The sequence below is a fragment of the Aliiruegeria lutimaris genome, assembly GCF_900099935.1.
Classification (GTDB): domain Bacteria; phylum Pseudomonadota; class Alphaproteobacteria; order Rhodobacterales; family Rhodobacteraceae; genus Tropicimonas; species Tropicimonas lutimaris.
In genome coordinates this window covers 1-12,307 of record NZ_FNEK01000106.1, presented here as the reverse complement: position 1 = coordinate 12,307, position 12,307 = coordinate 1, and the positions used below count along the sequence as shown (strand labels likewise).

The window sequence follows — 12,307 nt, the reverse complement described above, 5'->3', positions numbered from 1 at the left end:
GCTGCCAATTCGCCGAGTGTGATCTCTCCCTTGTCGGCGATGCGCGCCTCAATCCAGCCGGTCACGCCGGCCAGTTTGCGGTGACCACCTCCGTTACCTTGCGGTCGTGGTGTCAGTGATCCGGTTTCCCGCCGCAGCTTGATCAGATCGTTCACAAATCTCGGCGAAACCCGGAAGTGCCGCGCCGCCTCGCGGTGCCCGTGACCTTCATCGACAAAAGCGACGACGCGCTCGCGTAGCTCTATTGGATGTGGTTTGCACATCTGAGACCCCTATATCTGCCTCAACAGAAGGGAATCACATCACAACCAATCTGGGAAGCCTGAATCAGATAGGCCGCGACACGCTCTAGCCGAGAGCTTCGGGATGAAACTCACCCGGCGGTCTCACAGGCCGACGCCAAGCTTCGAAAAAACCTTATGTCCGCTTTCATGTTTCGTGCCACGAAGAACACACATCCTCAGCGAATGGCGGCTGTCCGCCCTTCTTGACCGATGCCGCGAAGGCGTCGTCTCCTATTTCTCCATCGCAGCGAACGGCCGCTAGGTCGGCAAACTTGCCCTTAAGGCATCAGCGGTAGTGCCGGTGCGCCTTCGACGAGGCCGACGGCAGCGAACTGCCCAAAGGAGACGTTGACGGACCACCTCGCTTCGCAAGTGTGGCCATGGCATCGGGCCAGCGCGTCGCCCCACAGCAGACGTTGGGGCAAACCGAAGTGAACGACGACGAGGGGCCCCCGAAGCGGCCCGGTATTTCGGGATATCTCGTGACAGCGTTCGGAAGATTTTGGCGTTTTCGATCCCCCCTGGCTATCGGCGATCAGCACCGATCCGGCGGCCCACACTGGATGGGTTCACCGGGATCATCGATCAGTGGCTATCGGAGGATCGGGAGCGACCGCGCAAGCAGCAGCATACGGCCAAACGGGTTTTCAAACGGCTGCGTGACGAGCATGGCTTCGAGGGCGGTTACACCATCATCAAGGACTATGTGAGGGAGCACGGTCGGCGACATCGCGAGGTGTTTGTGCCGCTTTCGCATGCACCGGGCCATGCCCAGGCCGACTTCGGTGAGGCGGTCTTGGTGATTGGTGGCGTCGAACAGAAGGCCCATTTCTTTGCCCTGGATCTGCCGCACAGCGATGCCTGCTACATCCGGGCCTATCCGGCGGCGACAGCAGACGCCTGGATGGATGGTCACGTCCACGCCTTTGGGTTCTTCGGGGCTGTGCCGTTGTCGATCCTGTACGATAACGACCGGTGTCTGGTGGCAAAGATCGAGGCTGACGGGACCCGCAGGCGGGCGCGACTGTTCAGCGAGATGCTGTCCCACTACGTGATCCGGGACCGCTACGGTCGACCCGGAAAGGGCAATGACAAGGGTTCCGTCGAAGGCTTGGTCGGTTTTTCCCGACGCAACTTCATGGTGCCGATCCCGAGATTTCCGACCTGGGATGCCTTCAACGATTGGCTCGAAGAACAATGCCAGAAACGCCAGACGGACAAGCTGCGCGGGCACAGTGAGACGATTGGTGAACGGCTCCAACGGGATCTGGAGGCGATGGCGCCACTGCCTGCCACGCCTTTTGAGGCCTGTGACCAGGCATCCGGACGGGTCAGTTCACTGTCGCTGGTGCGCTACAAGACCAACGACTATTCCGTGCCGGTTGCCTACGGGCACCGAGATGTCTGGATCCGCGCCTATGTCGACCGGGTGGTGATCGGATGTGGCGGCGAGGTCGTTGCGCGACACGCCCGCAGCTACGAGCGCGAAGACATGATCTTCGATCCGATCCATTACCTGCCGTTGCTGGAGAAGAAGATAAACGCTTTTGAGCAGGCCGCCCCGTTGGTGGGTTGGGAACTTCCCAAGGCGTTCAGCACCCTTCAGAAGCTGATGGAGGCACGCCTGCTGAAAGCCGGGCGGCGCGAGTATGTTCAGGTTCTGCGGTTGCTGGAAAACTTCGAGATGGAGGAGGTCCATGCTGCGGTGAAGACAGCGCTCCAGATGGGCACCATCAGCTTTGATGCGGTGAAGCACCTGGTGCTGTGCCGGATCGAACGGCGGCCACCGAGGCTCGATCTGGATGTCTACCCGTACCTGCCACGGGCCACGGTGAAGACGACATCTCCGGCCAGCTACATGTGCCTGACAACCGGTGGCGCGACATGACGGAAGCCCCGCAGATCCTGTTGAACCATCAGCTCAAGAAGCTCAAGCTGCCGACCATCCTGCAGGAATACGACAAGCAGGCCCGGCTTTGCGCCGCCGAGGGCCGCGACCACGTCCAGTTTCTGGCCCGTCTGATCGAACTGGAACTCATCGACCGGGAACGGCGGATGATTGAACGCCGGATCAAGGCCGCAAAATTCCCGGCCACCAAGAGCCTGGACAGCTTCGACTTCACCGCGATCCCGTCGCTCAATAAGATGCAGGTCCTGGAGCTGGCGCGCTGTGAATGGATATCCTGATTACATCGAACCTGCCATTCGACGAGTGGACGGAAACCTTCGGATCAGAGCGCCTGACGGGCGCCTTGCTGGACCGCCTGACACACCATGTCAGCATTCTGGAGATGAACGGCGACAGCTATCGCCTCGCTCAGAGCAGGGCCCAGCAGAACTCCTGAACCGCGCTCGGATTGGTCCTTGCGGACCAAGGCGCCTTGGCAACCGTCAGCTATATGGGGAGCACGTTTGCCAAGGCGCCAGTCACGCCCAGACTGGCCGACTTTTGCTCCGCCCCGTGGCCGGATCTTGCTCCGCCGTTGACACACGTCCTTAGATCGCACCGCCAAGAGCATCCTTTGGTGCGACAAGCTCCTGACCACCAGCCATCATGTCCTGAAGTTACTCGGGATTTATCTGGCCGCGCTGAATGTTGTCCAATCTCTGGCCACGATTCAGCTCGCTGAAGCGGTCGCCAACAGCGAGAGCATGGCGCACGTTATGTTCGATGAAAACCACGGCGATTTTGTCAACGGCGGCGCAAAAGTCGTCCAGTCTGGGCGTTACCGGCGCCTTGGAAAAGCGCATTCAAATTTTCGAGCGATTGCGGCGCGCTGCAAGCCATTCCACGGGTCGTTTCGCATATTTCTTTCATGGCAAGCGTCCCAAGGAGGGTCGCTGTTGGCTGCCTCGCTGCGGCCTGATAGCGCCAGCCGAACCGAATGCGGCGTTATTACTCGTGATTGATTCTCACGGACATGTCGCCTTCCAGGCTGTCGCGAGTACATCCCAAAATCGAGGAAACAATGTCGGCCAACGGCGCTTCGCTGGATATTTCGTTCCAATCCTGCGGCCCGATATCATATTTCAATTGCTTATCGAGGACGGGAAGGCCGGCAGCGGAGATCCCTTTCGGTCGGTCTTCAACTCGCCGTTTCAGCGTATTGGGATTCGCCGAAAGCCAGATGCCAGTAAAGGATTGTTCGGCAACGGCGATCTCCAACGCCTTTCGGCGCTCGGCTCGGTCAAAGACCGCTTCGGCAATCGCGCTCGCTCCAGAGGTGGCAAGGCTGGCCGTGGTTGCGGCAACCTGGCGATAAACCTCATCGGAGACCTCCGTCCGATAGGCCTCTTCGGGAAGCGCATTTTCCGCCGGAAAGCCGAGCGTAGCCTTTCTGGTGCGGTCGCTACTGACGATCCGGGCGCCCGGTGGCGCGCCGAACTCCGGCGCCAATGCCGCGGCGACGGTTGTCTTGCCACTGCCGGACAATCCGCAAATCGCCAGCACCCCGGCGGGCCGGGCATTGAGGATCTCACAGCCCATTTCGAAATACTCGCGTGCAATTCTTTGCTGGCGCTCCTGGTCCTCCGTCGCGTGCTCCGCGAATGTGGCGGTTACATGGGCCCGAACAGCGGCCCGCACTGCCATGAAGAAGGGAAGCACTTCATACCCCCAATTGGAACCGGATGCATCGAAGTAGCGGTTGGCAACGAGGTTGGCGAAGTCGCGAAAGCCCCGGTGCCACAGATCCATCAGCAGGAAGGCGAGATCGTAAAGGACGTCCACGGTTGCGATCTGGTCGTTGAAATCGATGCAGTCGAACAGGGTCGGTTCACCTTTGAACATGCAGATGTTGCGCAGATGAAGGTCGCCGTGGCAGCGGCGGACCCACCTGGAGCGTTCCCGCGCGTCGAGGGTTTCCGCGTGCCGTTCCAGACGATGGCGGAACGCGGCGTCGAAGGCATCGACCTCGGCATCGGAAAAGACGTGGCTGGTCGCGAATCCCGCTCGGTTGATGTCGAGCACACCTGCAATATTGTCCGCCCCACCACTGGCACGGACCACTGGTGCCGCTTTGTGTATGTGGGCTATTGATCGGGCGAGATCGCTCAGGAGCGGTGCGGTCAGCTTTCCCGCGACGGCCATAGGGTCGAACAGGGCGTCTTGATCGAACCGCACCATTTCAACGACGGAGTCGACCAGAGATCCTTTGCCGCCGAATGAGAGCTCGCCCATGTCATTTATCGTGATCGTCCGCACACCGAGATACATGCCCGGAGCGTTCGGTGCGTTGAGCGCGACCTCCTTCTCGCAGGTCTCCAAGCGCAGTTGCGGTGTTCCGAAATGCGCGTAGGGAAGATCTACGGCGCGCTTGAGCTTGAAGGCGCGATCGCCAGCAAGGAACACCTTCGAGATATGGGTCTCTATCACCTCTACGGGTTCGGTGCTGCCATGGGTTTCCGGGTTGGCGAGGAAGGCGGTGACCGCGGCTTGGTTGTCGGCATTTACAGTCATGGGCGCCTCCTTCAGGCTTCCTCGACGCCGAAATGGCGTTCCATACGGTCGAAGGCCAGGTTGATGACGTCCTCGCCCACGCAATAGGCCATGCGAACATGGCCAGCCCCGGATGGACCGAAGGCGCTTCCAGGGGTGACGGTCACGCGAGCCTGCCGCAGCAGATCGTGAGCGAAGACAATGTCCGAGTGCGTCGGAACCAGTATCCGGGGAAACACATAGTAGGCGCCCTGGGGGCGGGCGAAGGAGAATACATGCGTCAGCCGGTCGAGCCGTTCGCAGATCAGATCCCGTCTAGCCTTCAGTCGCGTCCGGAATTCTGCCAGATGCGCCTTGTCGCCATCCAGCGCCGCGATCGCGGCAACTTGCGAGATGCGGGGCGTGCAGATCATGTTCATGTCGTGGATCTTGACCATCTCGTCCCGCAGGTTCTCCGGGACCACAGCGTAGCCGACGCGCCACCCGCTCATCGCGTGGACTTTGGAGAAGGTGAAGAAATAGGCCAGAAGATCGGCAACTTCACCGACCGAGGCGAGACTGAAGAAACTCTCCGGATCATCGTGAACGAAGGCGCTATACGGGTCGTCCAGAATGATCAGAACGGCCCTTTCTCGCGCAATCGCCACGACCTTGCGCAAGGTCTGTTCGGACAGCACGCGCCCAGTGGGGTTGGAAGGGTTCACCAGAAGGATCGCCTTGGTCCTTGGTCCTAACAGGCCGTCGAGGGACGCAGTGTCCAATTCCCATCCCCGGGCCTCGTTCATCGGCCAGAAAACCGGCACCCCGCCGTGGAAGCGGATCTGCTGGATGTGGGAGACAAAGCCGGGATCCGTCAGGACGACCTCGTCGCCCGGGTCGAGCAGAACCTGAAACAGGGTGTTGATCCCCTCCATGTTCCCGGCAGTTGCAGCGATGTGTCGTTCGGGGTCGGCCGGAACGCCCGTCCGCCTCAAGTGATCCCGCGCCACCGCCTCCCGAAACTCGGGGAGGCCTGCCGGCAATGTGTACATTCCGATCTTCGGGTCCTCGCTCAGAGCTTTGCCGACCGCTTCCCGCACTGGCGCGGGTGTCGGAAAGGACGGCAGCCCCCAGGCAAGCGATGCAGCCCCGGAGACCCGCGCACTCAGGATCGACATTTCCTTGATGGCCGAGATCTTGGTGGCGGCGCAGGACGCCGATACCAAGCCGGTTGGGAGATGTGATGTTCTTTCCATGCTGTGTCTCCGTTCGTTCACGCAAATCCGCCTACTTACCCGACGAATGGTTCCTTTCAGCGTGGCTGCTTTGTCATCCTGCCAGATCAGCTTTCATGCGGGCCGCGAATTTCGCGGATGGCGGCACGGATCGCCCGCCAATCCTCGGCGCCGCTTGCGTCTCCTGCCTTTTCACATTCCACCGCGCGATGTGCCGCTTCGGCCTCTGCCTTGTCGCCATGGGCGTCATAGAGGCTGCGTGCATATTCCCGGATCTTTGACTGTTCCATAACTTCCTCTCCTCGTCGTCATCACTCCGGTTCCGGGCCATCCTTTGGCCCGATCTTCACCTTTCGAACGGACCCTCGCTTTTTTTGAGGTGTTCGCGTCGGATCGAAACGCCGCTCCAAGGGACAAATCTTGCCCGAGCTTTCGAGGCAAAGCCGGATGTCATCTGCCTCCAGAACTTCGCGCGCCTCCAGCTCACCGATCAGGAAGGCGACCGCATCCTCGTTCGAAACAAGGATATCCAGAGCCCGCGCCTCCGCTTCTTTCAGAAGTTTCATCACGGCTAGGTCGACCCGTGCGGCGGTGTCGTCGGCATGTGAGCGCGGCTGCGCAATCGACTGGCCGAGAAACGGGTGATCCTCGCTCTCGCGAAGGTCAACCGGCCCGAGTTCCTCGGTCATACCCCAACGGGCCACCATCGAGCGCGCGAGTTCGGTCGCCCGCCGGATGTCGTCATCGGCGCCCGAACTCACCGTTCCGAGGAAATGCCGTTCCGCCGCCCGGCCTGCCAACAGGATCGCAAGCTGCGCCTGGAGGTAGTTCTCCGGAAGCGTGTGGTGCTCCTCGCGGCCCAGCATATGGGTGCCGCCAAGGCTACGTCCGCGGGGGATGATAGTGACCTTGTAGAGCGAGTCTGCCTCCGGGGTGAAAAACGCCACTGCGGTATGACCGGCTTCGTGAACCGCGAGGCGATGGCGCTCCTTCGGCTGGATGGCGAGCGTTCTGACAGTGCCGAGAATGATTTTGTCGCGCGCTTCCTCTAGGTCCGCCGAGGTCACGACATCGGCCCGCCGTCGCGCCGCCATGATGGCGGACTCGTTCAGGAGGTTCTTGAGATCCGCCCCGGAAAAACCCGGCGTGCCCGCAGCGACATCGTCAAGGCCGCTGGTGTCGGCCAGTGGTATATTCCGCGCGTGGATATCGAGAATGGCACGACGCGCGGCCCGGTCCGGCAGGTTCAGCGTCACGTGCCGGTCGAACCGACCCGGCCGCAGTAGCGCCGGATCAAGAACGTCCGGACGGTTAGTTGCGGCGAGCACGACAACAGCTTCCCGCCCACTGAAGCCGTCCAGTTCTGCGAGGATCTGGTTGAGCGTCTGCTCGCGCTCGTCATGGCCACCGCCGAGCCCGGTTCCCCGTGTCCGGCCAATGCTGTCAAGTTCGTCGATGAAAATAACAGCTGGCGCGGCCTTCCGCGCGGCCTCGAACATGGCCCGGACCCGCCCGGCACCGACACCGACAAAAACCTCGATGAACTCCGACGCTGAGGTCGAGAAGAAAGGTACGTTTGCTTCCCCGGCCAAAGCCCGCGCAAGAAGCGTCTTCCCCGTTCCGGGCGGTCCCACCAGCAAAACGCCACGCGGCACTTGTGCGCCCACGCGTTGGAAGCGTTCCGGCTCGCGCAGGAACTCCACCAGTTCCGCCACTTCTTTCTTCGCCTGTTTCTGGCCGGCGACGTCGTCGAAGGTGGTCTCCGACCGCGATAAGGTCGGCTTCGAGAACCGACCCGTGAACATGCCCCCCACGTCACGTCCATTCAGCGCTCCGATCTGGCTGAACATCCGCCGCTGCAACCAGAAATAGACCAGCAGGATCAGGATCCAGGGAAGGAACAGCACGAGCAGAGGATTCGTAACGGGCTGTCTCGCCGTGATTTCAACGCCGGCATCCTCCAGAAGGGGAAGCAACTGTGGATCTCCCTGGACCGGTGTCACGGCGCGGTACTTGGTGGCGGATCCGGTAGTATCACCTGCAACGGTAACGGTGATGCTATTCTCCTCCAGAACCGCCTCGGCGATCGTTCCGGACTCTATCAGCCGTTTCATCTCGCTATATGAAACATCCTGGTTTGCGGCGTCCGGATTCAGGAAGGAGAAAAGAAGCAAAAGGACGAGCGCGAACACAAACGGTACCAGTGTAGCCACCCCACCGGGTTTGTTGGGGCCACCTGAACTTTGTTGTGGGTCCTTGGCCATGACCTCGCCTTTCGAGCACGCTATGTTCGCACTTTGAGGAGGCGCCGGCGTTGACCCAAATCAACGCAATGCTTGGGATGTTTTTTGACGTGCTACGAAGTGGCCTTCGTTTCTTGCGGGGAACGACCGGTAGCAAAAGAGCATGTCAGGGCGGAGGCTTTTTGTGGGAAGCGTTAGAACCGCTAGCGCAGACATCGGCAGCAGGACAACGGTTGAAACACGATGCCGATGCAATTGCCCTGACAACAGTTCGGAAGTTTGACCACTGTCAAAGCCATTCTGGGGGATACATGTCAAACTCAGCAGGTCATGCTCGCCAGAAGAAATATCTTCGTTGTTGGGCTCGAGTCTTTCAATCTCGAAATGCTTCGCGCAGTTCGACATGCTGACAGGTATGATTTTCTTCCACTTTTGAGCTACGAGGAGATCTCTGCCGCGACACGCTTCGATCTTGAGGCGCTCCTGAACAAGGCCCGAGGCATCCTGCGGGACTTTCTAGGCACAATCGACGCAGTAGTCGGCTTCTGGGATTTTCCAACCGTTCTTATGATGCCGATCCTGAGGAAGGAATTTGGTCTGCGGGGGCCGAGCCTGGAAAGCGTGCTACGGTGCGAGCACAAGTTCTGGGCCCGTTTGCTGCAGGCGGAGGTTGTTCCCGACGAGGTGCCTACCTTTGCATTGGTCGATCCGTTCGATCCCGGTTCGGCCGAGAGTGTCGGTCTCGACTTTCCGTTCTGGCTGAAGCCGATCAAGGCGCATTCCTCGATCCTTGGCTTCCGTATCTCCGACATGCAGGATCTGGAGAATGCCTTGGCCGAGACGCGCGATGGCATCCACCGCTTTTCTGAGCCTATGGATGTGATCATGGGATATGCTGATCTGCCTGATAAGATTCGTGCCATCGGAGGGGCTTGGTGCATTGCCGAGACCATCATCTCTAACGGACGGCAATGTACGCTGGAAGGTTACGTGTTCAACGGAGATGTCGACATCTACGGTATCGTGGACTCCATCCGGGGGCCGAACCGATCCAGCCTTGAGCGCTATGAATATCCATCATCGCTGCCACGGAAAGTCCAAGCGCGCATGATCGCTTCGGCAAAGGCGGTCATCGAGCATGCGGGTCTCGACGACACGCCATTCAACATGGAGTTTTTCTATGATCGCGCTCGTGATGCAATCTCGCTGCTTGAGGTGAACGTCCGTATCTCCAAGTCCCACAGCCCTATATTCGACAAGGTGGAGGGTGTGCCGCACAATGAGGTCATGCTGGACGTCGCACTCGGAAAGCGGCCCGATTATCCGGCCAGGCACGGTCGTTTCCGCTATGCCGCCAAGTTCATGCCGCGCCTTTACGGCTTCCACGACGAGTGGCGAGTGCGGAATGTTCCGGGTGACAGCAGGCGTAAGGAGATCGAGAGAGCCTTTCCCGGCAGCGAGATACAGTTGTACGTGAGCGAGGGCATGCGCCTAGGAGAGATGAACCATCGTGACCCGTACAGCTACGAACTGGCGGCCGTCTTCACGGGGGCAAAATCCCGACGCGGCCTCAAACGCGAATTCGCGGCGCTCTGGAAAGCGGTTGGACTGACCTTCGAGAAAGGGGCGCCATGACCGAGCTCAAAATACGTTCGGAGTTCCCGCACGAGGTTCGTGCTATCGAGAATGTCTGGATCCCGATGCGCGACGGTGCCCGACTTGCAGGCCGTCTCTGGCTACCGGAAGATGCAAAGACGGAGCCGGTGCCGGCCATTCTGGAATACATCCCCTACCGGAAGCGTGACTTCACACGCCATCGCGACTCGATGATGCATCCCTACGTGGCCGGTCATGGATACGCCTGCCTGCGGGTCGATCTGCGCGGCAGTGGCGACTCTGACGGGGTACTTACCGACGAATACCTTCAACAAGAACTCGATGACGGTTACGACGTCATCGCCTGGCTCGCCCAACAGCCGTGGTGCACCGGCAAGGTCGGCATGATCGGGATCTCTTGGGGCGGTTTCAACGGGCTGCAGATTGCCGCCATGCGGCCGCCCGCGCTGGCCGGGGTCATCAGCCTGTGCTCGACCGACGACCGTTATGCGGACGACATCCACCACATGGGCGGCTGCCTGCTCGGCGATAATCTTTCCTGGGCATCGGTCATGTTCGCCTATAATTCTCTGCCTCCCGATCCCGAGATCGTCGGCGACCGTTGGCGCGAAATGTGGCATGAGCGCCTCGATGGAAGCGGGCTCTGGCTCGAAACTTGGCTGCGCCATCAGCGCCGGGATGAATACTGGCGCCATGGGTCGATTGCAGAGGATTACGCCGCGGTTCAGTGCCCTGTCATGGCCGTAAGTGGCTGGGCGGACGGGTACTCCAATGCCGTGTTCCGACTGCTCGCGAACCTGTCTTGCCCACGGAAGGGCCTCGTCGGTCCGTGGAGTCACAAATATCCGCACATTGCCACCCCTGGTCCGGCCATCGGGTTCTTGCAAGAATGCCTTCGGTGGTGGGATTGCTGGCTGAAGGGACAGGACACAGGTCTGGACGACGAGCCAATGCTGAGAGTCTGGATGCAGGACAGCGTTCCACCGACCACACACTACTCCCACCGTCCGGGACGCTGGGTCGCCGAGCCTACATGGCCTTCTCCCAATGTTGGCGTGCGCCGTTTGCCGCTTGCGCCCCGACGGCTCTTGGCCGAGGGCTCCACGGTACCAGAGGCGACGCTTTCGATCCAGTCTCCCCTGACGCTCGGTCTCTTTGCGGGGAAGTGGTGTTCCTACGGCGCCGGCGCCGACCTTGCCCATGATCAACGGCAAGAGGATGGCGGCGCCCTCGTCTTCGAAAGCGATCCGCTCACCGAAACCTTCGAGATTCTTGGTGCGCCCGTCGTCGAGTTGGAACTGTCGAGCGATCGTCCTGTCGCCATGGTCGCGCTGCGCCTGTCGGACGTGGCGCCGGACGACAAGGCGACACGAATTACTTACGGCATGCTGAACCTGACCCATCGGGATTCACGCCAACATCCCACGCCCGTGCCGGTGGACACGCATCAGACGGTTCGCGTGCAACTCAACGATGTCGCTCAGTGCTTCCCGATTGGCCACCGAATCCGGCTTGCTATCTCCACCTCCTATTGGCCGCTGGTTTGGCCATCTCCAGAACCCGTGCGCCTGACGGTCTACACAGGAAAAAGCGCGCTGTTCTTGCCAGACCGTTCTCCGCGCTCAGGGGATGCCAGTTTGCGCACATTTCCCGATCCGGAGGGAAGCACGCCTGCGCCGCAAGAACTGATAGCGTCGGGCCATCACAACTGGCTGGTTCATCGTGACCTCGCGGCGGACGCTTCGATGCTCGAAGTGATCAACGACCATGGGATAGTGCACCTTGAAGACATCGACCTGCGGGTCGAGCGGCGCGCAATCGAACGGTACCGCTCGGCGGGTGACGACTTTACTTCCGTACGGGGAGAAACGCACCACAGCCGACGCCTGACACGTGGTAGCTGGGACGTGCGAACGGAGACGCGGACGGTACTGCGCTCCAACCTTGCGGAATTTCACATTACCGCCGAACTCGACGCCTTCGAAAACGATGTACGGGTTCGGAGCCGGAACTGGAATGTCCGAATTCCGCGAGATTTGATTTAAGACTGTGGCGAGTTAGCGGCATCGAACATTAAACAGTGCCTGCAAGGTCGATGGCACCGCTGTTCGGTTCTTTAAAGAATGCTGATAAGCACAGCAGCGCGGGATATTTGAAAGCTGCGGCAGGTTGAAGTGCTGCAAGGTCAGGGCAGCTCGGTTGCCGATGCCGTTCGCCAGATTGGCGTGACGCAGCAGACCTACTACCGATGGCGCAAGGAGTATGGCGGCATGAGCCGGGATCAACTGAAGCGCCTGAAGCAGTTGGAAACGGAGAACCAGCGGCTCAGGCGCGCGGTATCTGATCTGACGCTGGACAAGATGGTTCTGGCCGAGGCTGCACGGGGAAACTTCTGAGCCCTTCTCGCCGCCGTCGATGCATTGATCATGTGCGGCAAAGCCTTGGCGTATCTGAGCGCCGGGCTTGCCGTATCCTTGGGCAGCATCGCTCCACGCAGCGCAAGATCCCTTG

7 protein-coding genes and 4 pseudogenes are annotated in these 12,307 nt (G+C 60.4%); 5 read left to right on the top strand and 6 right to left on the bottom strand.

What is annotated here, in order from left to right:
* On the bottom strand, positions 1–263 hold a 263-nt coding region (locus BLR85_RS25985; protein WP_139188559.1), incomplete at its 3' end, for a helix-turn-helix domain-containing protein.
* A gap of 478 nt (positions 264–741) precedes the next feature.
* Between BLR85_RS25985 and istA the strand changes: the two are divergent.
* Both istA and BLR85_RS25975 read left to right on the top strand, forming a co-directional pair.
* Positions 742–2,172, top strand: a pseudogene (gene istA / locus BLR85_RS25980) (IS21 family transposase); the annotation flags it as partial.
* A pseudogene (locus tag BLR85_RS25975) lies at positions 2,169–2,629 on the top strand (ATP-binding protein). The pseudogenes istA and BLR85_RS25975, both read left to right, overlap by 4 nt.
* Before the next feature lie 151 nt (positions 2,630–2,780).
* On the opposite strand, the pseudogene BLR85_RS25970 reads toward BLR85_RS25975, so the two are convergent.
* The 5 genes and pseudogenes from BLR85_RS25970 to ftsH all read right to left on the bottom strand — a co-directional run.
* A pseudogene (locus tag BLR85_RS25970) lies at positions 2,781–2,987 on the bottom strand (sugar ABC transporter ATP-binding protein); the annotation flags it as partial.
* Between the two features lie 193 nt (positions 2,988–3,180).
* Positions 3,181–4,743 (bottom strand): bifunctional aminoglycoside phosphotransferase/ATP-binding protein, encoded by a 1,563-nt coding sequence (locus tag BLR85_RS25965; protein ID WP_093164299.1) that lies wholly within the window; start codon positions 4,741–4,743, stop codon positions 3,181–3,183.
* Between the two features lie 11 nt (positions 4,744–4,754).
* Positions 4,755–5,957 (bottom strand): pyridoxal phosphate-dependent aminotransferase, encoded by a 1,203-nt coding sequence (locus BLR85_RS25960; RefSeq protein ID WP_093164297.1) that lies wholly within the window; start codon positions 5,955–5,957, stop codon positions 4,755–4,757.
* Positions 5,958–6,043: 86 nt separating this feature from the next.
* Positions 6,044–6,226: a hypothetical protein gene (locus BLR85_RS25955; RefSeq protein WP_093164295.1), complete on the bottom strand. Its 183-nt coding sequence runs from the start codon at positions 6,224–6,226 to the stop codon at positions 6,044–6,046.
* Positions 6,227–6,247: 21 nt separating this feature from the next.
* On the bottom strand, positions 6,248–8,200 hold the full coding sequence (ftsH, locus tag BLR85_RS25950) for an ATP-dependent zinc metalloprotease FtsH (protein WP_093164292.1): 1,953 nt from the start codon (positions 8,198–8,200) through the stop codon (positions 6,248–6,250).
* A gap of 309 nt (positions 8,201–8,509) precedes the next feature.
* Between ftsH and BLR85_RS25945 the strand changes: the two genes are divergently transcribed.
* The 3 genes and pseudogenes from BLR85_RS25945 to BLR85_RS25935 all read left to right on the top strand — a co-directional run.
* Positions 8,510–9,814 (top strand): ATP-grasp domain-containing protein, encoded by a 1,305-nt coding sequence (locus tag BLR85_RS25945; RefSeq protein WP_093164290.1) that lies wholly within the window; start codon positions 8,510–8,512, stop codon positions 9,812–9,814.
* Positions 9,811–11,841, top strand: coding sequence for a CocE/NonD family hydrolase (locus BLR85_RS25940; RefSeq protein WP_093164288.1), 2,031 nt, complete (start codon positions 9,811–9,813; stop codon positions 11,839–11,841). The genes BLR85_RS25945 and BLR85_RS25940 overlap by 4 nt, the downstream gene beginning before the upstream one ends.
* Positions 11,842–11,955: 114 nt before the next feature.
* Positions 11,956–12,307, top strand: a pseudogene (locus BLR85_RS25935) (transposase); the annotation flags it as partial.